This window comes from Collinsella ihumii, from assembly GCF_030385545.1.
Lineage (GTDB): Bacteria > Actinomycetota > Coriobacteriia > Coriobacteriales > Coriobacteriaceae > Collinsella > Collinsella ihumii.
This window is the reverse complement of sequence record NZ_JAUEIQ010000010.1, coordinates 56822-77874: the sequence shown is the minus strand read 5'-3', so window position 1 is coordinate 77874 and position 21053 is coordinate 56822. Positions and strand designations below refer to the sequence as shown.

21 protein-coding genes are annotated in these 21053 nt (G+C 64.4%); 9 read left to right on the top strand and 12 right to left on the bottom strand.

Features of this window, described 5'->3' with window-relative positions; genetic code table 11:
* The first annotated feature begins 517 nt into the window (after positions 1–517).
* Positions 518–1267 carry a cyclase family protein gene (locus tag QVN30_RS09960; RefSeq protein ID WP_204562954.1) on the top strand — a complete coding sequence of 250 codons (750 nt, stop codon included), beginning with the start codon at positions 518–520 and terminating at the stop codon, positions 1265–1267.
* A gap of 481 nt (positions 1268–1748) precedes the next feature.
* On the opposite strand, the gene QVN30_RS09955 is transcribed toward QVN30_RS09960, so the two are convergent.
* Complete coding sequence (locus QVN30_RS09955) at positions 1749–1964, bottom strand: helix-turn-helix domain-containing protein (RefSeq protein WP_187119135.1); 216 nt, start codon at positions 1962–1964, stop codon at positions 1749–1751.
* A 579-nt stretch (positions 1965–2543) separates the two neighbouring features.
* Positions 2544–3329, bottom strand: coding sequence for an ATP-binding protein (locus tag QVN30_RS09950; protein ID WP_492207453.1), 786 nt, complete (start codon positions 3327–3329; stop codon positions 2544–2546).
* A 138-nt stretch (positions 3330–3467) separates the two neighbouring features.
* Here QVN30_RS09950 and QVN30_RS09945 point away from each other — a divergent pair, with 138 nt between their 5' ends.
* Together QVN30_RS09945 and QVN30_RS09940 are read left to right on the top strand one after the other, a co-directional pair.
* The gene (locus tag QVN30_RS09945; RefSeq protein ID WP_204562956.1) at positions 3468–3758 is read left to right on the top strand and encodes a type II toxin-antitoxin system RelB/DinJ family antitoxin; all 291 of its coding nucleotides are present in this window, start codon (positions 3468–3470) and stop codon (positions 3756–3758) included.
* A 2-nt stretch (positions 3759–3760) separates the two neighbouring features.
* On the top strand, positions 3761–4069 hold the full coding sequence (locus tag QVN30_RS09940) for a type II toxin-antitoxin system RelE/ParE family toxin (protein ID WP_289836250.1): 309 nt from the start codon (positions 3761–3763) through the stop codon (positions 4067–4069).
* Between the two features lie 588 nt (positions 4070–4657).
* On the opposite strand, the gene QVN30_RS09935 is transcribed toward QVN30_RS09940, so the two are convergent.
* The 3 genes from QVN30_RS09935 to QVN30_RS09925 all read right to left on the bottom strand — a co-directional run bounded on the left by QVN30_RS09935 (position 4658) and on the right by QVN30_RS09925 (position 8507).
* Positions 4658–6685 (bottom strand): PTS fructose transporter subunit IIABC, encoded by a 2028-nt coding sequence (locus QVN30_RS09935; protein WP_289836249.1) that lies wholly within the window; start codon positions 6683–6685, stop codon positions 4658–4660.
* Between the two features lie 105 nt (positions 6686–6790).
* Positions 6791–7702: a 1-phosphofructokinase gene (gene pfkB / locus QVN30_RS09930; protein ID WP_289836248.1), complete on the bottom strand. Its 912-nt coding sequence runs from the start codon at positions 7700–7702 to the stop codon at positions 6791–6793.
* Positions 7703–7745: 43 nt separating this feature from the next.
* Positions 7746–8507: a DeoR/GlpR family DNA-binding transcription regulator gene (locus QVN30_RS09925; RefSeq protein ID WP_204562960.1), complete on the bottom strand. Its 762-nt coding sequence runs from the start codon at positions 8505–8507 to the stop codon at positions 7746–7748.
* A gap of 387 nt (positions 8508–8894) precedes the next feature.
* On the opposite strand from QVN30_RS09925, the gene QVN30_RS09920 reads away from it, so the two are divergent.
* Genes QVN30_RS09920 through QVN30_RS09910 form a run of 3 tightly spaced genes read left to right on the top strand, consistent with a single transcriptional unit; the run spans position 8895 to position 10797 of the window.
* On the top strand, positions 8895–9632 hold the full coding sequence (locus QVN30_RS09920) for an AzlC family ABC transporter permease (RefSeq protein WP_289836247.1): 738 nt from the start codon (positions 8895–8897) through the stop codon (positions 9630–9632).
* A complete protein-coding gene (locus QVN30_RS09915; protein WP_289836246.1) occupies positions 9629–9952 on the top strand; it encodes a branched-chain amino acid transporter permease in 324 nt (107 codons plus the stop codon). The genes QVN30_RS09920 and QVN30_RS09915 overlap by 4 nt, the downstream gene beginning before the upstream one ends.
* 32 nt (positions 9953–9984) lie before the next feature.
* Positions 9985–10797 carry an HD domain-containing protein gene (locus QVN30_RS09910; RefSeq protein WP_289836245.1) on the top strand — a complete coding sequence of 271 codons (813 nt, stop codon included), beginning with the start codon at positions 9985–9987 and terminating at the stop codon, positions 10795–10797.
* Positions 10798–10958: 161 nt separating this feature from the next.
* Here the strand turns inward: QVN30_RS09910 and QVN30_RS09905 are convergent, their stop codons facing one another.
* The 3 genes from QVN30_RS09905 to QVN30_RS09895 are packed head-to-tail and all read right to left on the bottom strand — an operon-like array spanning position 10959 to position 14549.
* On the bottom strand, positions 10959–12158 hold the full coding sequence (locus QVN30_RS09905; protein ID WP_289836244.1) for an electron transfer flavoprotein subunit alpha: 1200 nt from the start codon (positions 12156–12158) through the stop codon (positions 10959–10961).
* Positions 12155–12955: an electron transfer flavoprotein subunit beta/FixA family protein gene (locus tag QVN30_RS09900; RefSeq protein WP_289836243.1), complete on the bottom strand. Its 801-nt coding sequence runs from the start codon at positions 12953–12955 to the stop codon at positions 12155–12157. Before QVN30_RS09900 ends, QVN30_RS09905 begins: the two co-directional genes overlap by 4 nt.
* 4 nt (positions 12956–12959) lie before the next feature.
* A complete protein-coding gene (locus tag QVN30_RS09895) occupies positions 12960–14549 on the bottom strand; it encodes an FAD-binding oxidoreductase (protein ID WP_289836242.1) in 1590 nt (529 codons plus the stop codon).
* 265 nt (positions 14550–14814) lie between these two features.
* Here QVN30_RS09895 and QVN30_RS09890 point away from each other — a divergent pair, with 265 nt between their 5' ends.
* Together QVN30_RS09890 and QVN30_RS09885 are read left to right on the top strand one after the other, a co-directional pair.
* Entirely contained in the window at positions 14815–15012 is a 198-nt protein-coding gene (locus QVN30_RS09890) for a hypothetical protein (RefSeq protein ID WP_087202177.1), read from the top strand.
* Between the two features lie 133 nt (positions 15013–15145).
* Positions 15146–15865: a DUF554 domain-containing protein gene (locus QVN30_RS09885; RefSeq protein WP_289836241.1), complete on the top strand. Its 720-nt coding sequence runs from the start codon at positions 15146–15148 to the stop codon at positions 15863–15865.
* Between the two features lie 95 nt (positions 15866–15960).
* On the opposite strand, the gene QVN30_RS09880 is transcribed toward QVN30_RS09885, so the two are convergent.
* On the bottom strand, positions 15961–16380 hold the full coding sequence (locus tag QVN30_RS09880; RefSeq protein ID WP_066833301.1) for a peptide deformylase: 420 nt from the start codon (positions 16378–16380) through the stop codon (positions 15961–15963).
* A 156-nt stretch (positions 16381–16536) separates the two neighbouring features.
* On the opposite strand from QVN30_RS09880, the gene QVN30_RS09875 reads away from it, so the two are divergent.
* A complete protein-coding gene (locus QVN30_RS09875) occupies positions 16537–17151 on the top strand; it encodes a tRNA (cytidine(34)-2'-O)-methyltransferase (protein WP_289836240.1) in 615 nt (204 codons plus the stop codon).
* Positions 17152–17484: 333 nt separating this feature from the next.
* On the opposite strand, the gene QVN30_RS09870 is transcribed toward QVN30_RS09875, so the two are convergent.
* From QVN30_RS09870 to QVN30_RS09860, 3 genes are all read right to left on the bottom strand, one after another.
* A complete protein-coding gene (locus tag QVN30_RS09870) occupies positions 17485–18915 on the bottom strand; it encodes an amidophosphoribosyltransferase (RefSeq protein ID WP_087202179.1) in 1431 nt (476 codons plus the stop codon).
* A 73-nt stretch (positions 18916–18988) separates the two neighbouring features.
* Complete coding sequence (locus QVN30_RS09865) at positions 18989–19978, bottom strand: DNA/RNA non-specific endonuclease (protein ID WP_289836239.1); 990 nt, start codon at positions 19976–19978, stop codon at positions 18989–18991.
* 175 nt (positions 19979–20153) lie between these two features.
* Entirely contained in the window at positions 20154–20933 is a 780-nt protein-coding gene (locus tag QVN30_RS09860; RefSeq protein WP_289836238.1) for a tyrosine-protein phosphatase, read from the bottom strand.
* Positions 20934–21053 lie beyond the last annotated feature (120 nt).

The following is a 21053-nucleotide window of genomic DNA, read 5'->3' as shown; positions in this document are numbered from 1 at the left end:
AAAAATCGACGTTATGAGCGGGTGGGATCCGAGGGCCGATGAATCCGCACCCGCCGCGCGGCCGCGACCTGCGGAAACGCCGGAGCGGATGGCGCCGTTTCCGGCGGGTCCGGAATCAACCCGCTCATAACGTCGATTTTTCAGCGATACTTCCGCCCGAAACCGCCGCTGGGGGCCGCGGGCGGCATGCACCCCGCCCTGGGCATCCCGTTGGCGCCGGCCGCCCGCCGGACCGGCTGGGGCGAGACGGATCGAACAGCGTTTCCCAGACTGGGGCCGATGACACAGAGCGGACGGTCTGACACGCTAACAGCAATTTGCAGACCCCCTATAGCGTGTCAAAGCGTCCGCTCTGTGACATCGGCCCCGTGGTGAAAACCTTAAGTCAGTGTTTCCCAAGGACATCGTTAAACACGCCGCCCCTTCTCAGGGCGGGAATCGATTCGGAAACACACGCCTGCTACCATCGTGATCAGGGGCCGATGTTGTGCCCGTTTCGCAAGAGAAAGGACGACCCATGAGCCTGTGGACCGAACTCGACAAGCTGAAGAACGCCACCTGGGTGGAGCTTTCCCATCCGCTTACCGATGACAGCCCGTACTGGGCGGGTATCCCGGCGGGGTCGGTGGAGCTCTGCCGCACCGTATTCGACTACGACGAGGAGATGCTCTCCTGCCGCATCCATACCTATAAGTTCCCCGGTCAGTTCGGTACGCATGTCGACTTCCCCAACCACTTCACGCCCGGCGCCGCCGGTGCGGAGGCATACGGTGCCAACGATATGGTCATGCCGCTCGTCGTGATCGACCTTACGCCCAAGATTGCGGCAGAGGGGCCTGACGTGGCCATTACAGTCGCTGACATCGAGGCATGGGAGGCCGAGCACGGTCGCATCCCCGCCGGCGCGTTCGTGGCGCTATGCACCGACTGGTCGAAGCGCTGGCCCGACAACGATGCGCTCAACAACTTTGACGACGAGGGCGGCGAGCACTGCCCCGGATGGTCCATGGAGGCGCTGCAGTTCCTCTACAACGAGCGCGATATCGCCATGAACGGCCATGAGACGTTCGACACCGACGCGAGCTATCTTGCCGCCGAGGCAGGCGACCTCGCCTGCGAGCGCTGGGTGCTCGACAACGGCCACCTGCAGGTCGAGGTGATGGACAACCTCGACAAGGTGCCGGCGACCGGTGCCATCGTGTTCGTGAGCTGGCCGCGCATCGAGGGTGCTACCGGCCTGCCCGCGCGGGTTGTCGCGGCTTATTAGTTTTTGCTTTGGTGAGATTGAGGACCGTCCCCGCCTCCGGAGCGCCTGATGCCGCCGGGGCGGGGCTTTTCGTGGTTTGGGGCTTCCGAAACGCGTGAGGGAATCGCTGTACCCGCCCGTGCACGAAACCGCACCTTGGTAAAAGGTTTTAGCAAGGTGCGAGAGCACTTCGTTTTGAATTTGGTATCAACTCTTGGGCAATAAGGGCCGCTTTTGGGCGAATCGGAGGCGCCTCCCGGGCCCCCTGAGATAAACCAAGCAGAGAACCCGCAGGTCACAGACTTGTCAGATATGGCCGTTTCCCATCTATACTTCCCGATTTGATACCAAATTCATTTTCTGAATATAGTAACCCCCTCTGTCCTGCGGTTTTGCGGCGCGATTTCCCCACCGCGCTCTTAACGGTAGCTTCGGATAGGCCTACAAGCCCTTTTGAACATCGCTCTCAGAAGCGATGCTCGGTTGCGACCCCGCTGCCCCATCACGCCCTCCGCTCTGCATACAGATCCATACCCAGCATCGTCAGCACGTTGAGGGCTTTGCCTATCTCGGCGGTCTCCTTGCCGTTTTCCAGCTGCGAGAGATACGTGATCCCCACGCCCGACACATCCGCAAGTTCCGTTTGGGTCATGTGCTGCCGTTTTCGCTCGTCTCTGATAAGGCGGCCAAGGTCGGCTGTGTCGGAAAGCGGGATCATGAGGACTCCTTATGCGTTCGCATAAACTGGCAATGAAACGAGTTTGCCTTATGCGAACGCATAAGGCAAACTGATGCGTATTGGCTGTTGAGATGCTCCGGGATCCTCAGCGAAGTCTGTTGCGGTCCTCGTTTTATCAAATCTAACAGTCTAGAAAACGGGTGATGAAAACAAGACGGTGAGCTGGCCCTTTCGCGTCCGAAGAAGGCGATTGCGCAGCAGAGGCTTTCAAAACTTGTTTTCAAGAACTAAGAATCAGCAGGTTGTCGGCTGATATCGCTAAATATAATCACCCATGTCCTTGACTGTTGGATTATCAAAATAGTCTTATGCCAACAATTCATTTTGTATATACTGCCGCGCGCGACGGCAGCTACGTCCGCCAAGCGCATGCGAATCGAAGTTCACCGATTCTGGAACATGGAGCACCGCCTGCCCAGAAATGTAATGGCATCACGGGCGATCTCACGCGCCGACTTCAATGAACAATCGGCTAAGTGATTGACACCCCATATCAGTGGTATCAAGCTAACGAGTGCCCCGGTGCGACCGCTGCTTGCAAGTCCCCGGGGCCAAGCGCTATCTACAGGAGGCGCCTACATGCTGGAAGCAACCGAAATCGAGCAGTAGCCCAATCTGGTAACGCCAATCAGCTCGAACGGTACCGCGAGTAGGCTCCCCTGGTACCGATGCGGCTTCCTCCGCTTCGCGAAGTACTCGCGCATGTTCGGCCCGTCGAGGTCGATGCGGCGCGTTCCGGTCGCCATCTTGTTGAGGATGGTGTCGGCCGTCAGCTCGCCCTCGATCCTGAGGCATCACTCGTCGGGCTCGGGCTGGGAGGCGATGAGCGGCCGCGTGCCCTTCCCTGGCCTCCATGATCTCGAAGAGGTCCATGGCGCTCCGCATCGAGATCGGCGCGGTCGGGAAGTCATCCGCTATGAGCAACTGCACCGTTTTGTACAGGTCCATACATTCGCAGTGGCCACCATCACCGGTGGATCGGCACCGGTTCAGGTCACCCATCATGTCGGCCAACCTGGCGTAGCACGCGGTGAACAGCCCGCGGCACACAGCGTCACCGAGCGTCCGCCCGAGGAAGTTCTTGTCGCACCCCATCTTCGAGATCATGGCGACGACCTCGCAGGCCTCGACCCGCTCGCACGCCGAGAGGCGGGCGACGCGGCTGCGGCCGAGCTTTCGCTCCCTCGGGAACGCGACGCCCTCGACGCAGGTGGGGGGCCTGAAGCGGGCGTCGCGCACGATCTTGGCGACCTTGCGGTCGCGACAGACGGAGGCCTCCGCCTCGATCGGCATCTCCATCCGCTCCTCGAAGGCATGGCGATCGCAGAAGTCGTCCTCGACCATTTCGCGGAGCCTGTCGTCCATCGCCTGAGTGGTGATGTGGGCTGTAAATCAGCTCAATGGTTGTTATTAATGCATATGCATATCGATTATAGGGTAGATTGCTATATAGTTAAAATATTCTAGTAGAAGGAGCTGACCATGAGTACAACCACCATCACACTTGATGACGACGTTAAGCGCCAGACCGTCGAAATTCTCGACTCCATCGGCATGTCGCTGAGCGGCTACTTTAACCTCGCCGCGCGCCAGCTCTGCATCACCCGGCGTGTGCCGTTCGACATCGTCGCGCCCGAGCCCGAGCCCACCGAGAAAACGAGGCGCGCACTCGTCGCTGCAGAAGCCAAGGCCCTCGGCCTTATCCCCGATGACGCCCCCGGCTTCACCGATGCAGACGAACTCATCTCGTTCCTCGACGGCCAGGGGGAGTAACCGTGTATGAGGTCAAACTCGAACCGCAGTTCCAGACTGACTACCGGCGCGTGATGCGCGAGCACCCCGAGCTGAAACCTGAATTCCGGGCCGCCGTCCGCGAACTCATGCAGACGGGCAGCGTCTCGGAACAGTACCGGCCCCACGTGCTGCAAAACCCCGGAGGAAACTACAACGGGCATATTGATTTCCATCTCTCCGACGGCAAAACAGATGTGATCGTCCTCTACGTCCCCCACAAGACGAACCCGATAATCCGTCTCGTCCGCATGGGATCGCATGACGAGCTGTTCCGTGGCAAGGTGCGGTAATTGGACGAAGCGTTTTCGATACACGCACTCAATCTCTTCTAGAAATGCAAAACGAACCGTTGAAGCATCGGATCGAACTCGCCGGGAGTCTGCTACCCTCGCGAAGAATGGCGCTGTTCGCCGTTTCCGCACATGTTGCGCAACTGCATAATGAGACAATCTTCCCCGTCTGGTTGCAGACGTGCGCCCCTTAATTGGAGGCCTCCGAAAGTCTGCCTTTCGCAATGAATCCCCCGCCACATAGGACGACCGGGGGCAGCAGGAAGATGTTGGCGTCAAGGGCGACCTCACGCGCCGACACGGTATGGCTCCATCTACCGCAGCCCGAGTGTTGTATTGTCCAATACGATCAATTTATGCGTACTTTTTGATGTCCTCGCCAGGCTCTCTACCTGCGCGAACACCCCACTCCGCATGCCCGCGACCCAAAACAAACAGCCGCGCGCCCACAAACACGCCACGTGCTTCCACACATACCGACACACAAAAAAGACCCGATCCGGCACATGGCCGAATCGGGTCTTCCCCAACATATATATCTAACGCGGACCGAACTACGCGACCCCGTTCGCGAAGGGCCAGCCAGTGCTACCGCTCCAAGCCGGACACCTCTGCAGGCAGGGGCTTCTTCAGGAAGGACAGGATCAGGCAGGCGACCACCGCGCCGACAACGAGCGCAAGAAGGTACATAGCCGGGTTGCCGATGACCGCGATCACCCAAGCGCCGCCGTGGGGCGCAGGGCTCGTGCAGCCGAAACCGGCGGACATCGCGCCCGCGATCGCAGCGCCGGCGATGCAGGAGGGCAGTACGCGTCCGGGATCGGCCGCGGCGTACGGAATCGCGCCCTCGGTGATGAACGACAGGCCCATGATGTAGTTCACGATGCCCGCCTTGCGGTTCTCGGACGTCCAGCGGTTCTTGAAGATCGTCGTGGACAGGGCGATCGCCAGCGGCGGGACCATGCCGCCGATCATGACGGAGGCCATGATGATCTGACCGGTCGTGGTGCCGTCGGCGAGCATGGCGGTGCCGAACACGTATGCAGCCTTGTTGAACGGGCCGCCCATGTCGACCGACATCATGCCGGCGACCACAGCACCCAGAAGCACGAGGTTGGTCGTGCCCATGCCGTTCAGGGCAGAGGTGAGCCACGAGTTGATGGCCGCAAAGATCGGGTTGAGGGTAAGCATCACGAGCCCGATCAGGAAGATTGCGATCAGCGGATACAGCAGCACTGGCTTGATGCCCTCGAGCGAGTCGGGCAGCTTGTCGCACAGCTTCTCGAGGCCATACGTCAGGTAGCCGGCGGCGAAACCCGCGAACAGCGCCGCGATGAAGCCGCCCGAGATCAGCGCGGCCTGCGCGTCGGCGTCCATGGCGCTGGAGAGATAGCCGAGCGTGAAGCCCTGCTTGGCGATCCAGCCGCCCACAAAACCAGGTGCCAGGCCGGGGCGGTCGGCGATGGACATGGAGATAAAGCCCGCGAGGATCGGCAGCATGAAGTTGAACGCCTGGTTGCCGACGAGGTTGAAGAACGCGGCGAGCGGGGTGCTGGAGCCATAGGAGCTCGTGCCCATGCCGGCCTGGTCGAGCAAGAAGGAGATGGCCATGAGGATGCCGCCGCCCACGACGAACGGCAGCATGTGGGACACGCCGTTCATCAGGTGCTTGTAGACGGTGGAACCGATGCCCTCGGTCGAGGCGGACGCCGCCGGCGCGGACGAGCCGCCCTCGGCGTGGCAGATGGGCGCCTCCCCGTTCATGATGATGTTGATGAGGCGCTCCGCGTCGTTGATGCCGGCCGAGACGTTGGTGGAGTACAGCGGCTTGCCGTTGAAGCGGGAGAGCTCGATGCCCTTGTCGGCAGCGATGATGATGCCGCGGCACGCGGCGATCTCCTCGGGTGTCAACGCGTTCTTGGTGCCGACCGAGCCCTGGGTCTCGACCTTGATGGTGACACCCATCTGCTCGGCGACCTTCTCGAGGTTCTCGGCGGCCATATAGGTGTGCGCGATGCCCGTGGGGCACGCGGTGATGGCCAGCACCTGCGGAAGGCCCGTATCGACCGCGGCGTGCGCCTCGGCGGCAGCGGCAGCCGCCTCACGGGCAGCCTTGGCCTCGGCGGCCTTTTTCTCTTTCTCCGCCTGCTCGGCATCGTGGGCGGCCTCGGCCGTATCGATCACCGACAAAAACTCGTCGACCGTCTTGGCGGCACGCAGGGCATCGGCGAAGTCCTCGTGCATGAGCAGCATTGAGAGCTTGGCGAGCACCTCGAGGTGCACGTTGGCCTGGCCCTCGGGGGCCGCGATCATGAAGATGAGGTCGGAGGGCTTGCCGTCCGGTGCGTTCCAGTCGACGCCCGCGGGAACCGTGATGGCGGCGAGACCGGGGCGCACGACGGCGTCGGTCTTGGCGTGCGGGATGGCGACGCCCTCGCCCACCGCGGTGCTGAACTGCGATTCGCGCTCGAGCACCGCCGCGCGGTACTTCTCGCGATCGTTGATGGTGCCGCTCGCATCGTGCAGGTCGACCAGCACGTCGATGGCATCCGCCTGTGTGGCGGCCTCGACTCCCAGCTTCACCCCATTCTTGCTGAACAACTCGGTTATTTTCATAGCGAACCCCTTTCCCCGGCATAAGCCAGCCCAGCCGTCAATATTTGACGGGCTATGTAGAAACAGATTTGATATGGGCGACGCGCGAATTATGCGCGCGAGCCGTTAACGATTGAAGGTGGCGAGCAGCGCCTCGACCTGGTCTCGCTCGGCGAGGCCCAGCGAGAACGCACTCGCGGACCCCGTGCAGACGCCCATACGGAACGCCCGCTCGACGTCGCCTGCACTCTCCAGCCAACCGGCGATGAAACCCGCGACCATCGAGTCGCCCGCGCCCACCGAGTTCACCACGACGCCTGCAGGCGAGGGCCCTTCGACCACCTGGCCGTCCTCGGCGATCAAAACCGCGCCCTCCCCCGCCATCGAGACGAGCACGTTGCGCGCGCCGCGCTCCTGGAGCTTCTTCGCATACGGAACCACCTCGTCACGTCGCTTGAGCTCAACGCCGAAGATCTCGCCCAGCTCGTGGTTGTTCGGCTTGATGAGGAAGGGCTTGAACGGAAGGACGTTGACGAGCAGGTCGCGCGTGGCGTCGACCACGATGCGGATGCCCCGGCCCTCCAGGCGCTTCATGATGCGCTCGTAGATGTCGCCGGGAAGCGCCGCGGGCACGCTGCCGGAGATGACCAGGATATCGTCGGTAGCGAGCGCATCGAGCTTGGCGTACAGCTCATCGATGTCGCGCTCGTCGATATCGGGACCGATGCCGTTGATCTCGGTCTCCTCGTTCGACTTGACCTTGACGTTGATGCGGCTCATGCCGTGGCTGACCTCGATGAAGTCGGTGTCGATACCCTGCAGCTGAAGGCGGCGCGCGATCTCGTCGCCGGTGAACCCGGCAAGAAAGCCGAGCGCGCAGCTCGGGTGGCCGAGGTTCTTGAGCACGATGGACACGTTGATGCCTTTGCCGCCCGCCATGACGGTCTCGCGCGTCACGCGGTTGACCTCGCCGAGCGCAAGGTCGTCGACTGCCACGACGTAATCGAGGCACGGGTTGAAGGTGACGGTGTAGATCATGGAAGGGCTCTCTTTCTTGGTCGACGTGTCTGGTTTCTAGCGCCTAGCGCCCGTCCTGCCCGTTTCCGGCGCAGATGATGTTCGCTGCGTCCGCGAGCTCGGGCGGGATGGACTCGGTGATGACGGTCGCATCGTCGAAGTCGGCGAAGGCGACCGGGGAGACGACGGAGAACTTGCTGGAATCGCAGAGCACGAAGGGACGCAGGGTGCGCGAGAGCGCGATGCCCTTCACGACCGCCTCGCCGGTTTCGGGCGTGGTGAAGCCTTCGTCCGGCGTGGCGCCGTTCGTGCCGAAAAAGCCGATGGTGAAGCGGTAGCGGCGCAGCGCCTCGACCGTCTGCTCGCCCACAAGGGCCTCGGTGATCTGCTTGAGCTCCCCTGCCGGCACGAGCACGCGGCAGCCTTTGACGAGCAGCGCATGGGCGTTGGCGATGGAGTTGGTGAGGTAGGTGGCGCGCGTCTCCGTGATGAAATCGACGAGGCGCTCGGTCGTGGAGCCGGAGTCGATGTAGACGAAATCGTCGGGACCGATCAGCGAGGCGGCGCGGCGCGCGATCGCCGTCTTGGCCTCGGTGTTGACGCCATGTCGCTCGTTGACGGATTGATCGGACGCGACAACGGTGCGCGCGACGGCGGTGGCGCCGCCGTGCACCTTCACGATACGGCCCATCTGGGAAAGGCGCGTCAGATCGCGGCGCACCGTGGATTCAGAGGCGTCCAGACGCTCCATCAGCTCGTTTGCCGTCATGGACCCATGCTCGTTGACCAGGTTGACGATGGTTTGAAGACGATCTTCCGCAAGCATCTGCGCTCCTCTCTTCCGTGTCCGGCGAATGGCATCAAAACCATTCAAAAACATTCTAATTCGTTCACAATGAGAGCTTAGCACCAGAATCGTTCACTATCAGCCAAAACCGTTCATCGCACGTGAACGGTCGATTTCTACAGGTGAACGGTTTTGAACGTCTATGACCGGTTTTGGTGCAAATTGGGGACGTACCTTGCGCGTGCATGTATGCACGCGCAAGGTACGTCCCCGATTTGCACGTGGGTGGAGGCGGTCCGCTTTGCGCCATCGGCCCCAGCGGTGCCCGTGCCCACCGCGGCAGCACCCGGCCCCAACGGCGGGCCCGCTTGCGCTATCCTTGTTCTTCGTATGCAGCACAACCGTATGAAAGGCAGGCGAATCCCCGTGACGAGACCCGGCACCAAGACCGCTGCGTTCAAGCAGGCCCTGCCGCTGTGCGTCCCCATCATGGCGGGCTTCGCCTTCCTCGGCATCACCTGCGGCGTGTACTCGAGCTCGCTCGGGCTGCCCTGGTGGATGCCGACGCTCATGTCCATCGCCATCTTCGGCGGCTCGGCTGAGTTCGTCGTCGCGTCCATGCTGCCGGGCGCGTTCGACCCGCTCACCGCCTTCCTCGTCGTCCTCGTGGTGCAGGCGCGCCACCTGTTCTACGGCTTGTCCATGCTCGAACCGTTTCGCGGCATGGGCAAGAAGAAGCCCTACCTGATCTACGCCATGTGCGACGAATCGTTCTCCATCAACTATTCGGCCCACGTGCCCGCCTCGATCGATCGCGGCTGGTTCATGACGTTCGTGAGCCTGCTCAACCAGGGCTCCTGGGTCGTCGGGTGCACGCTCGGCGGCATCTTCGGCAGCATGATCCCCTTGCATGTCCAGGGCATCTCGTTCGCCATGACGGCCCTGTTCGTCGTCATCTTCATGGACCAGTGGCTCTCTGAGCCGAGCCACGCGAGCTCGCTGACAGGCCTTGCCGCCACGGCGCTCGCCCTCGTGGTCTTCGGGCCCGACAGCTTCTTGATCCCCGCCATGATCCTCATCCTGGTCGTGGTCACCGCGGCGCGCGCCAAGCTGGAACCCGTGTATAGCGATGCGAACGAAAAGAAGGAGGGTGAGCGCGCATGACGGTCATCCAGCAGATCATCACCGTGCTCATCGCCGGCGCCGCGACCATCCTCACCCGCTTTCTGCCGTTCGCCGCGTTTAGGCACGGCGCCCCGCGCTACATCCGCTACCTCGGCGACGTGCTTCCCGGCGCGGTCTTCGGCCTGCTCGTGGTCTACTGCGTGAAAGACGTCGACGTCATGGGAGGCTATCACGGCGCGCCCGAGGCCATCGGCATCCTTATCACCGCGCTCTCCTACCTGTGGCGCCGCAACATGCTGACGTCCATCCTCGCGGGCACCCTATCCTATATGGTCCTCGTCAATCTCGTATTCGTCTGATGCGGGCGGCACGCGCAGCCCGCCTTGAGGAGATGACCGTCTTGCACATCGATCGCACGCGCGCCCTCGAAGCGTTCAACGGCTACGTCGTGCCCTACGACGCGGACAATCCCCGCATCGCGCTCAAGGTGGCGCACACCCTGCGCGTGGCGGACGTGTGCGACGCCATCGCACGCGACGAGGGCTTGGGCGACGAGGACCGCGACCTCGCGTGGCTGTGCGGCCTGCTGCACGACCTCGGCCGTTTTGAGCAGCTGCGCCGCTGGGACACCTTCGACGACTCCTGCAGCGCCAGCCATGCCGCGCTCGGCGTGCGCGAGCTGTTCGAGGGCGGCCCCGAGGCCGCGGGCAGCATCCGACGCTTTAGCCCCTCGTCCGAGGAGGACGGGCTCATTCGCGAGGCCGTCGGGCAGCACAGCGCGCTGCGCGTGGACGATCGCCTCGATGCGCGCACGCGGCTGTTCTGCGACCTTGTGCGCGACGCCGACAAGATCGACATCCTGCGCGTGGCGAGCGAGAGCAGCGTGCAGACGATTCTGGGCATCGGCGAACGCGCGTTTTTGGACAGCGGCATCTCGGACGGCGCGCGACGCGCCTTTGCCGAGCGCCGCTGCGTGGCGCGCTCCGAGCGCACCGAGCCGGCCGACTTCCTCGTCGGGCTCATGGGGTTCATCTTCGAGCTCAGGTTTGCCGCGAGCCGCCGCCTCGTGCGCGAGCAGGGCTACCTGTACCGCATCCTCGACGACCCCTTCGGGCTCGGGCGCCCCTTCGCCGACCCCGCGACGCAGAAGACGTGGGAGCGCATGTGCGCCGAGATGCGGGGACTGGTCGAGAAGGACGCCTGACATTCTTGGCGGGACGGGTTGAAACGTACCCGTCCCCAACCGACCCCTTACCCGCTAACTGTACCCAGAAGTAGAAGTGAGGGCCATCTGGGAACGATCTCACTCGCACTTCTGGGTACAGTTAGCGGGTATTACACCCCATGTGCACCGTGGACAGCCCATCAGGCAAGTGCGTCGATCAGGGCCTCGGCCACCTGGATGCAGTCGCCGACCACCTTGTAGTGCGCCGCGCCGAAAATGGGAGCCTCGGCGTCCTCGTTGACCGCGATGACGGTCTGCGCCCCTCCGATACCGGCCAGATGCTGGATGGCGCCGGACACCCCGAGGCTCACCAGCAGCTTCGGCGCCACCGAGACGCCCGTCTGCCCCACCTGATGCGGATATTCCAGCCAGCCCGCCTCCACGAGCGGGCGCGTGCAGCCGAGCTCCGCCCCGATCGCGTCGGCGAGCCTGCGGGCGACCGCGAGGTTCTTCTTGGACCCGATGCCCCGGCCCACGACCACCAGGCGCTCCGCATCGGCGATCGAGCGGCCGGTGCCCACCGGCTCCGAGTCAAGAACGCGCACGCGCGGCGCCACGGACGCATCGAGCGTCACGTACCTGATCTCGCCCGTGCGGGTCTCGTCAGCTGCGGGCGCGGCGAAGATACCGGGCCTCACCGTCGCCATCTGCGGCCGGTGCGCCGGGCACACGATCGTGGCCATGAGGTTTCCGCCGAATGCGGGCCTCGTCTGCTGCAGCAGGCCGGTTTCCGGATCCATCGCGAGCACCGTGCAGTCGGCCGTGAGCCCGGTCTTGAGGCGTACCGCCACGCCGGGCGCCAGCTCGCGCCCGAACGCCGTGGCGCCGTACAGGATGACCTCCGGCCTAAAGGCGCGCGCCATCTCGCAGATCCAGTGCGCGAACACCTCGGCGTCCGGGCGGGCAAGGCGCGCATCGCGGCAGACGAGCACCTCGTCGGCACCGGCGGCGACGAGCCGCCGCGCGTTCTCGTCCGTGCCGTCCGCGCCCTCGCCGATCAGCGCTGTCAGCGTGCAGCCGCGCTCGTCGGCCAGCTGACGCGCGCGCCCGAGCAGCTCGAAGGCGACGTCCATGACATGGCCGGCGGCATCCACCTGCGCGAACACCCAAATGCCCCGATAGCTCGCCAGCTCCTGCGCATCCGCGGCGCCATCCTTGGCGATCGAGATGGCGTCGACCGGGCACGCGTCGACGCACGACCCGCAGAACACGCAGGCGTCACCCACCTGCGCGAACTTGCGCGGGCCCTCCCATACCAGCTTGAGCGCGGACGACGCGCACGCCTTCACGCAGCGGCCGCATCCGATGCACCGCTCGCGATCGATCGTAAGCCCGCTCATCGACATCCCTCCTCGATCAACGCCGCGAGAGCCGCCGCCTGCTCGGCGGGAGAGCCCTCGATGGCGACCGCCTCCTGCGAGCGCTCGGGAACAAACGACCGCACGACCTGGGTGGGCGAACCCGCAAGCCCCGTCCGTGCCGTGTCGGCGCCGACGTCGGCGGCCGTCTTGACCGCGACGGGCGCCGTTTCCGCCGCCAGCACGCCCGGGATGCTCGGCATCCTCAGCTGCGCCGCGTCCTTGGCGACCGTGATGACCGCGGGGAGATCGACCTCGACGGTCTCGCGGCCCCCGTCGCACGCACGCCTCGCCCGAAGGGTGCGCCCACAGACCTCCGGCTGCTCCTGCACGTCGGTGATGCAGGGCATCTCGAATGCGCCGGCGAGCTCCGGGCCGATCTGCGCCGTGTCGCCGTCGACGGCCATCTTGCCGCACACGATCAGGTCGACCGCCTCATCGAGCTGGGAGATTCCGCAGCTCAGGGCATAGGTCGTCGCCAGCGTGTCCGCGCCCGCGAACGCGCGGTCGGAAAGCAGCAGGGCATCGTCGGCACCGCGCGCGATGCAGTCGCGCAGCAGCCGCTCGGTGTCGGGGATCCCCATGGACATGACGCTCACCCGGGTGCGCTCGCCCGCAGCGGAGCGCGCGTCCTTGATCGCCAGCGCGACCTCGAGCGCCGTGGCATCGAACGGGTTAATGACCGATGCGCGGCCGTCGCGCACGATCGTATGGGTTTCCGGGTCCATCTTGACCTCCGTGGTCGAGGGGACCGCCTTGACGCACACCGCGATATGCATGGCCTCACGCACCTCCTTCGCATAGATGCGGATCGAACAGGTTGCCGCGCCCCAGCTGGTAGAAGGGATCGAGCGCGAGCTTCACGCGCGCCATCTCGCGCACGTGGTCCTCGCCGTACATGGCGACAAGGAAGTCGCGCTTGAGCTTGCCGACGCCGTGCTCCGCCGAGACGGCGCCGCCCATGGCGCTGACCTGCGCCGCCCACGCGCCGAAGAGCTCCTTGCCCGCCTCGTAGTCGGCCATGGAGCGCGGCAGCACGTTGACGTGCAGGTGGTTGTTGCCGATATGGCCCCATGCCGCCGACTCGAGGCCCGCCTCGGCAAGGCCGGTCCGGTAGAGCTCGATGACGTCGCGCAGCTGGTCGTCGGGCACCGACATGTCGCTGCCGAGTTTGGTGATGCGCGCGTCGGTGCGCCGGCGCTCGTCGATGAGCATGTTGACGCTCTCGGGGACCGCGTGCCTGAAGAAACGCTGCGTCTCGCGGTCGGTGTCGGTGCGCGCGACCCAGGTGCGCTCCGCGCTGCCGCCATGCTCGTCCAGCACATCGCGCAGGCGGGCCAGGTCCGCCAGCGCCTGAGCTTCGCCATCGCAGGCGAGCTCGACGTACACGCAGCAGCCCCACGCGTCGTCAAGGGCGGGCAGCGACGAGAAGGCGGTGCTCGCTGTGCGCTGTCGGCGCAGGATGTTCAGCGCCTGCGCATCGAAGTACTCGAACGCCGCGGCGTCGCTGAGTGCGGGGCGCGCCGCGACCGTGAAGTCAACCGCCTGCGCCTCGTCGGCAAAAAAGCAGCTCACGCCCCACGTGACGGCCGGAACCGGAATGAGCGCCACTTCGAGCTCGCTGATGACGCCGAGCGAGCCGTCCGACCCGATGAACAGGTCGACGGCGTCCATGTCGTCCTCGATGAAATAGCCCGAGGCGTTTTTGGTGCTCGGCATGGTATAGGTGGGCAGGTCAAGCTCGATGGCGCGCCCGCCCTCGGTCGTCAGCACGAGATGCCGGCCGGTCGCGCGCACCGCCCCGCGGGGCAGGTCGAGCACGTCGCCGTTCGCGAGCACCACGCGCAGCGCGCTTATGTGCGGGCGCATCGGGCCGTAGCGGTAGCTGCGCGCGCCGGAGGCGTTGCAGGCGGCCATGCCGCCCATGCAGGCCGAGATCTCGGTGGGATCGGTGGCGAAGAACTGCTCGGGCCCGTCGTACATGCGCTTGAGGACGGCGAGGCTCTCACGGTCCCACCCGTCGGTGGGCAGCGTCTTGTTCGCTAGATGGCGGCGAAGCTCGGACAGGATCACGCCGGGCTGCATGCGCAGGTAGTAGGTCCCCGCGTCGTCTCGACGAAGGCCCAGGTATCTATTTGCCCGCGAGAGGTTCATGATGTGGCCGCCCGCGGGAACGGCGCCCGCCGCGAGACCGGTACGCGCGCCCTGCACCGTCACCGGGACGTGCTCGGACGCGGCAGCAAGGCTCGCCAGCACCTCGCGGATCTCCTGCTCATCGCGCGGAAACGAGATCGATTGCGCGTCGCCCGTGCTGCGCGACTCGTCGCGCAGATACGCCTCGTATTCGGCCGTCATCGGTTTTATGTCCACCATGGGCGCACCTTTCTTTACTGAGGTAAAGTGGCAGTGCCCTCGATTATATGAAACGCCGAGGTGGCTTTAGGTGTGGAATGCAATTATGACAAGTGCGTGAACAGCGCATCTGCTATGCAGAACAAAATCTTTTACTAATAGTCACGCCGTCTACCAGCGTATTTGGGCGATCTGTCGGATGCGCGTCGGAAGCGGGGCAAGAAGCGGCTGCTAGGCTGGGCGCGCTGCTTGCTGCGCGACCGCGCGCCCACGTGAAGGAGGCCCCATGGCTCTGTATCTGCCGAAACAGCACATCGTGATCGACGTCGTGGACGACCCATGCTCCTCTCCGGTCGATCCGGATGCGTTTCCCGGTCTGACGGTCGTGCCGGTCACCTGCGACGAACTCGCACATCCCGAGCTCATATCGGAGATCTGCGGCCTGCCGTTTCCGCACGTGGCCGCACCCGCGCAGCAAGCCTGATGGGTTGGCTGGGGACGGGTTCGTTTCAACCCATCGATCGTCGCCGCCCCTCGTCATTTGCTACTATTCCATAGTCGTGAAGATCCCGCCTCCGGCACGATCGGAGGCGTTTTTTCTGGAGGAGGTCGTCGGCGTGATCGGACTGGGAACGCTCATCAACGTGGCATGCATCCTCGCCGGCGGCGTCGCGGGCCTTTTCGGCAGGCGCCTTCTCGTCCCCCGCGTGCAGGAGACCCTCATGAAGGCGACGGGGCTATGCGTCATCTTCGTCGGTCTCGCCGGCACGCTCGAGGAAATGCTCGCCGTGAAAGACGGTGCCCTTACCAGCGGGGGAACCGCCATGATGATCGTCTCGTTCGCCGTCGGCTCTGCCATCGGCGAGCTCATCGACCTCGACAGCCGCTTTGTTCGACTCGGCAAATGGCTCAAGGAAAAGACCGGGAGCGAGGGCGACGCGGGATTCGTCAACGGGTTCGTGAACGCATCGCTGACGGTCAGCATCGGGGCCATGGCGATCGTCGGCGCCATCCAAGACGGCATCGCGGGCGACTGGGGCACGCTTGCCTTGAAGGGCGCGCTCGATGCCGTCATCGTCTGCGTGATGAGCGCCTCGTTTGGGCGGGGCTGCCTGTTCTCGGCGCTTCCCGTGGCGGTCATCCAGGGCTCTATCACCCTGCTTGCCCAGCCCATCCGCCCCATCATGACCGAGGCGGCGCTTTCCAGCCTCTCGCTCGTGGGGTCCATGCTCATCTTCTGCGTGGGCGTGAACCTCATCTGGAAGGGCACGTTCAAGCCGGCGAACATGCTGCCCGCCGTGGTGATCGCCGTCATCTGGGCGCTCGTGGTGCCATAGGGAAGCACGGATGGGGACCGCCGATAATCTATTGATTTCGCGCCGGGCTCCCCTGTGGCGGGCGCCCGCCGCGGAATGAATTGATCGGTGTTTCCCTAAACCAGCTTGCCGTTGCAGTGGTCGATCATGTGCTGGATCATCTGGGCTTCCCAATCGGTGAAGTCGCGACGACGGTTCTTGAGGGCGCCGTCGACCAGCTCGTCGTAGCTGACCTTGATCTTGATGAAGCGGGTGACCTTGTGAGCGTCCTCGTGCGACAGGCAGCGCTCCTCGCACTTGAACGCGCCGAGACCCAGCATCATCTTGGGGTTGTACATCACGTGAACCTGGTCGTTGTCGTCCTTGTAGACGGCGACGGCCTTGGTCACGCCGATCTGGTTGGCGGCCAGGCACACGGCGTCGTCGATGGACTCCATGGTATCGATCAGGTCCTGGGCGATGGCGGCGTCTTCGGCCGTCGCGGGCTCGCAGGGCTGAGAGAGGATGGCGTCGTCGTGCACGAGCTCTTTGATCATGAACTGTCCCTTCAAAACGTGCAGGTTGGGTGCGGGCGCATTGCGCGCCCCAAGATAGTAGCGCAAAACGCACGGTAAGGCGGCGCGCCCACGTAAAGAGCAGCAGCGTGCTACCTTAAGGGAGCCGCATCAGACACCGACCTCATGGAGGGGCGCATGCTCAACATCGTGCTTTTCGAACCCGAGATTCCCGCCAACACCGGCAACATCGGCCGGACCTGCGTGGTGACTGGCGCGCACCTGCATCTGATCGAGCCGCTCGGGTTCTCGCTCGATAGCAAGATGCTGCACCGCGCGGGCCTCGGCTATTGGGACAACCTCAACGTGACGGTCTATGCGAGCTGGCAGGATTTCCTCGTTCGCTGCGGGCTCGCCGACGACGCGGGGCTCAAGCGCCTACACCTGCTCACCAAGAAGGCGCAGCGCACCTACGTGCAGGCGACCTATCGCGACGGGGACTACCTCGTCTTCGGAAAGGAGAGCTCGGGGATTCCCGAGGAGCTGCTCGCCCGCTACCCGCAGCGCTGCGAGCGGATACCCATGCTGCCCGACGAGACGGCGCTCGCCAACCGCGAAAGCTGGCAAGCGCACGAACAGGCCTTGCACCCCGATGCCGAGCGCGAAGACTCTCCCCTGCTCAGGCAGGATATCTGCGGAAACTTCATCGACACGAGCGACTATCGCATCAGCGCCCTCAACCTCTCGAACGCCGCCGCCGTCGTCCTGTTCGAGGCGCTGCGGCAAACGGGCTTCCCCGGGATGGACGCCTAGAAAAAGGGGTCGGCGGGAGGCCGATGACACAAAATGGGCAGTTTGGCACGCTAAAGGGGGCCTGCAAGCACTCTTAGCGTGCCAAATTGCCCATTTTGTGTCATTGACCCCCCCCTCTCTCTGGATCTCTGGGGAAGGCGGGAGATACCCCGTTTGCATCATCGGCCAATACCCAGACGACACTCGAGGAAAGCCCTGTCGTCGTTCGCCATAAAAACCGTCGCCGGCGCCAGAAGGTCGAAAACTCGCGACCTCCCAACGCCGGCGACGGATACTCGCTTGCCTGCGGGGAACGATGGGTTGGAACGAACCCGTCCCCGATCAACCCATCGGTTACTCTTTGCCGTCCCAGCAGTAGGTGCACACCTTCGACGGATCGATGCCGATCGCCTCGAGCATGCCGGACAGGCTCTGATAGCCCAGGCTGTCGAAGCCGAGCTGTTCGCAGATGCGGCGTAGCAGGCAGCCTCCGCGCTCGGTGGAGCTGTCGGCGTACTCGTCGAGATGCTTGTCGCCCTCGGGGCCCTCGAGCTCGCGCACGACGCGGCGGGCGATGAGGTCCATGTCCGACTTGCCGCGCGAGAACGACAGGTACTTGCAGCTGAACATGATCGGCGGGCACGCGGAACGCATGTGCACCTCTTTGGCGCCGGCCTCATACAGGAAGTCGACCGTCTTGCCGAGCTGCGTTCCGCGCACGATGGAGTCGTCGACGAACAGCAGCTTCTTGTCGCGGATGAGCTCGGGCACCGGAATCTGCTTCATCTCGGCGATACGGTCGCGCACGCTCTGGTTGGTCGGCATGAAGGAGCGCGACCAGGTGGGCGTGTACTTGATGAACGGGCGGGCGAACGTGGCCCCGCACTCGTTGGCGTAGCCGATGGCGTGCGGCAGGCCGGAGTCGGGCACGCCGGCCACGTAGTCGACCTCGGGCAGCGTACCGGCAGCGGCCTCGTCGCGCGCCATGATGTGCCCGTTGCGGTAGCGCATGACCTCGACGTTCACGCCCTCGTAGTTGGAGTTGGGATAGCCGTAGTACACCCAGAGGAACGCGCAGATCTTCATCTGGTCGCCGGCGGGAGCCACCGTCTCGTAGCCGTCGGCCGTGATGCGCACGATCTCGCCCGACCCGAGCTCATATTCGTCCTCGTAGCCGAGCTTGTGGTAGACGAACGACTCGAACGAGATGCAGTAGCCTTCGCCGTTCGCGTCGCGGCCGATGAGCACCGGCAGGCGCCCCATGCGGTCGCGCGCGGCGAAAATCGTCCCGTCCTCGGTCATGACGAGCAGCGTCAGCGAGCCCTTGACGGCCTTCTGGGCGAACATGATGCCCTCGACCAGGTCTTCCTTTTGATTGATGAGCGCCGCGACGAGCTCGGTGTTGTTCACCGCGCCCGAGCTCATGGCCATGAACTGGGAGCCGCCGCGCTCGAAGTAGTCCTCGATGAGCTCGTTGGCGTTGTTGATGATGCCGACCGTCGTGATGGCGAACGTGCCGAGATGGGAGCGGACCAGCAGCGGCTGCGGGTCGGTATCACTGATGCAGCCGATACCGCTCGTACCGTGGAAATGCTCCAAGTCCCCATCGAAACGAGAACGGAACGGCGTGTTCTCGATGGAATGGATCTCCTTTTGGAAACCGCCCGTACCCTCGCAGAACACCATGCCGGCGCGCCTTGTGCCCAAATGGGAATGGTAGTCCACGCCGAAGAACACGTCGAGCACCACGTCGCGCTTGGATGCCGCACCAAAGAAACCGCCCATGAAACCCCTCCCGTACGGTTTTTTGTGAACGCACCAAGTATAGAGGGTATGACCGGCGCTCATTTGGGAACGGTCATATTTTTGTCAGAACGCCGTAAATCGAGCTGGTCGGCGCGCAGCTCGCGCTTTCGGCGCCGGCGCCATGGCGGCGCACGCGGCGGAACGGTCCGGCGCACGCACCTTGCCTTACGCGGCGAGACACTGGCCGCAGGGCTCGTACCCGAGGCGCTCGGCCTCGTCGATCGTGCCCTCGAACTCCTTGCGGTTCGCGGGGGGCGATGTCGCCGACACCGGGGCAGGCGGGACCGTGCACCTTGCGGGAGTTGGTGTTGAGCACATAGTCGCCCTCGACCTCTGGCTCGGCATCCGCATCGCTCGCGCTCGGCTCCTGCGCCAGCCACGCATCGCCGGTCCGGTAGTCGATCTCCACGCCCGGCTGCACGTTGGGGCACCAGATGGAGAAATCGATGCCGCGGCCGTCGTCCTCGAGGGAGTACGCCTCGACGCGCACGCCCCGGCACAGCAGCTCGTCGCCCTCGAACACGGGCGCGGACCGGTAGAGCACATGGTTGTCCGTGTCGTAGATGTAGTCGGCGACCTGCTCCTCGTAAGGGCGCATGGCGTCCGCGTTCATCCAGCGCGTGCCGGTCACCAGGTTGCGCTCGTTGGCGTTTTCCGCCGAGAGCGCCCACCCTATGAGATGGCTTCGGTTGTACAGCGACTCCCCCTCGATGAAGTCGTAGCGGATGGAATGCCAGCCGGTCGGATGGATCTCGCTGATGCTCTCGCGCTCCTCTCCGTACGCGGGGATCGTCTCGGGGCCCAGGCAGGCCATGGCGGCGCCGCACCTGCCGAGGTCGTCCAGCTCGCTGTACGACTCATACCCCAGGTGCCCGAGGGCGTAATAGATCTCCTCCTGGGAAAACGACGCGCGCTCCACGGTGACTTCCGCCGCCACGGAACTGCCCGCCGTCGCCACCCGGTCGTCGGCGGCGCAACCGCCGAGCGCCATCGCGCACGCGAGGAGCAGGGCCAAGACCAGCGATGGGATCCGTTTGGACACGAAAGCCTCCTTGCTGCGGAACGTGGACGTAGCGCCCATCATCCTAGCGCACGTCGGGGCGGCGCGGGGCCCACCTCAACGAGCCGTTCGGGTGCGCCGACGGACCCCCTGCAAATCGGGGACGTACCTTCTGCGTGCAAAAATGCACGCAGAAGGTACGTCCCCGATTTGCAATCTAGACGAGGTAGCGGGCCCTCAATTCGTCGCGCGCCGCGCGGTCGACGCCGAGCGCACGGGAGAGATACTCCTCGACCGAACCGTATGCGCCCTCGATCGCATCGACCGCAGCGGCGAGATAGCGCGGGTCGACGCCGTTCAGGTAGTCCATGGGGTCGCAGGTCGCAAGGTCGATGCCGTAGAACCGGTTCGTGGCCATGTAGTCCGCCTTGACGACCTCCCACGGCACGCCAAGGGCCACCTCCATGAGCACGCTCGCCATGCCGCACCGGTCCTTGCCCGCGGTGCAGTGCCACAGCACCGCGCCCTCCTCGAGCTTAAGGATCTCCTGGAAAAACGAACGGTAGGCGGCAACGCCCAGATCGTCGATCACAAGATAGGGGTACAGCGTGATCATGAGCTGCGCCGGCTCGACCTCGCCGCGGCGCATCTGGGCCCGCACGCGGTCCATGTCCTCGTCGCTGCGCGAGACGCCCGATCCGTACTCTTGGAACACGGGAAGGTGCACGAACCGCACGCCGGGCAGCTCATCGATCGGGTCGGGGCGCTCGGAGCATTCGACATCGGTGCGCAGGTCGATATCGAGCCCGAGCCGGTACTCGTCGCGCAGCCGGGCGAGGTCTGCAGCCGTCGCAGGAGCCAGCAGCCCGGAACGCAGAAGGCGACGCGGCTTGATTCGCCTGTCGTCCGCGGCGGGCATGCCGCCCAAGTCGCGGGTGTTGGGAAGCCCCTCGAAATCGATGATGCCGTGATCGGGGTGCGCGGCGCTCGGCTCCATGTTCCATCCTCCCGGTGACCTCGTGGAATCGTTCACATCAGAGAAAGCGCCAACCGGCCGCATCCGCGCCCTGCGCGAAATGAGCCGATCAGCGGTTCCCAAGATACCAGAGGACGCGCC

Bases quoted from the DNA above. Each gene is read 5' to 3' on its own strand.
- QVN30_RS09880 (WP_066833301.1), bottom strand. From the start codon at position 16,380: ATGATCAAAGAGCTCGTGCACGACGACGCCATCCTCTCTCAGCCCTGC.
- QVN30_RS09875 (WP_289836240.1), top strand. From the start codon at position 16,537: ATGCTCAACATCGTGCTTTTCGAACCCGAGATTCCCGCCAACACCGGC.
- QVN30_RS09935 (WP_289836249.1), bottom strand. From the start codon at position 6,685: ATGAAAATAACCGAGTTGTTCAGCAAGAATGGGGTGAAGCTGGGAGTC.
- QVN30_RS09860 (WP_289836238.1), bottom strand. From the start codon at position 20,933: ATGGAGCCGAGCGCCGCGCACCCCGATCACGGCATCATCGATTTCGAG.
- QVN30_RS09870 (WP_087202179.1), bottom strand. From the start codon at position 18,915: ATGGGCGGTTTCTTTGGTGCGGCATCCAAGCGCGACGTGGTGCTCGAC.
- QVN30_RS09895 (WP_289836242.1), bottom strand. From the start codon at position 14,549: ATGGTGGACATAAAACCGATGACGGCCGAATACGAGGCGTATCTGCGC.
- QVN30_RS09950 (WP_492207453.1), bottom strand. From the start codon at position 3,329: ATGGTCGAGGACGACTTCTGCGATCGCCATGCCTTCGAGGAGCGGATG.
- QVN30_RS09890 (WP_087202177.1), top strand. From the start codon at position 14,815: ATGGCTCTGTATCTGCCGAAACAGCACATCGTGATCGACGTCGTGGAC.
- QVN30_RS09905 (WP_289836244.1), bottom strand. From the start codon at position 12,158: ATGAGCGGGCTTACGATCGATCGCGAGCGGTGCATCGGATGCGGCCGC.
- QVN30_RS09955 (WP_187119135.1), bottom strand. From the start codon at position 1,964: ATGATCCCGCTTTCCGACACAGCCGACCTTGGCCGCCTTATCAGAGAC.
- QVN30_RS09945 (WP_204562956.1), top strand. From the start codon at position 3,468: ATGAGTACAACCACCATCACACTTGATGACGACGTTAAGCGCCAGACC.
- QVN30_RS09925 (WP_204562960.1), bottom strand. From the start codon at position 8,507: ATGCTTGCGGAAGATCGTCTTCAAACCATCGTCAACCTGGTCAACGAG.
- QVN30_RS09915 (WP_289836246.1), top strand. From the start codon at position 9,629: ATGACGGTCATCCAGCAGATCATCACCGTGCTCATCGCCGGCGCCGCG.
- QVN30_RS09910 (WP_289836245.1), top strand. From the start codon at position 9,985: ATGACCGTCTTGCACATCGATCGCACGCGCGCCCTCGAAGCGTTCAAC.
- QVN30_RS09900 (WP_289836243.1), bottom strand. From the start codon at position 12,955: ATGCATATCGCGGTGTGCGTCAAGGCGGTCCCCTCGACCACGGAGGTC.
- QVN30_RS09960 (WP_204562954.1), top strand. From the start codon at position 518: ATGAGCCTGTGGACCGAACTCGACAAGCTGAAGAACGCCACCTGGGTG.
- pfkB (WP_289836248.1), bottom strand. From the start codon at position 7,702: ATGATCTACACCGTCACCTTCAACCCGTGCCTCGATTACGTCGTGGCA.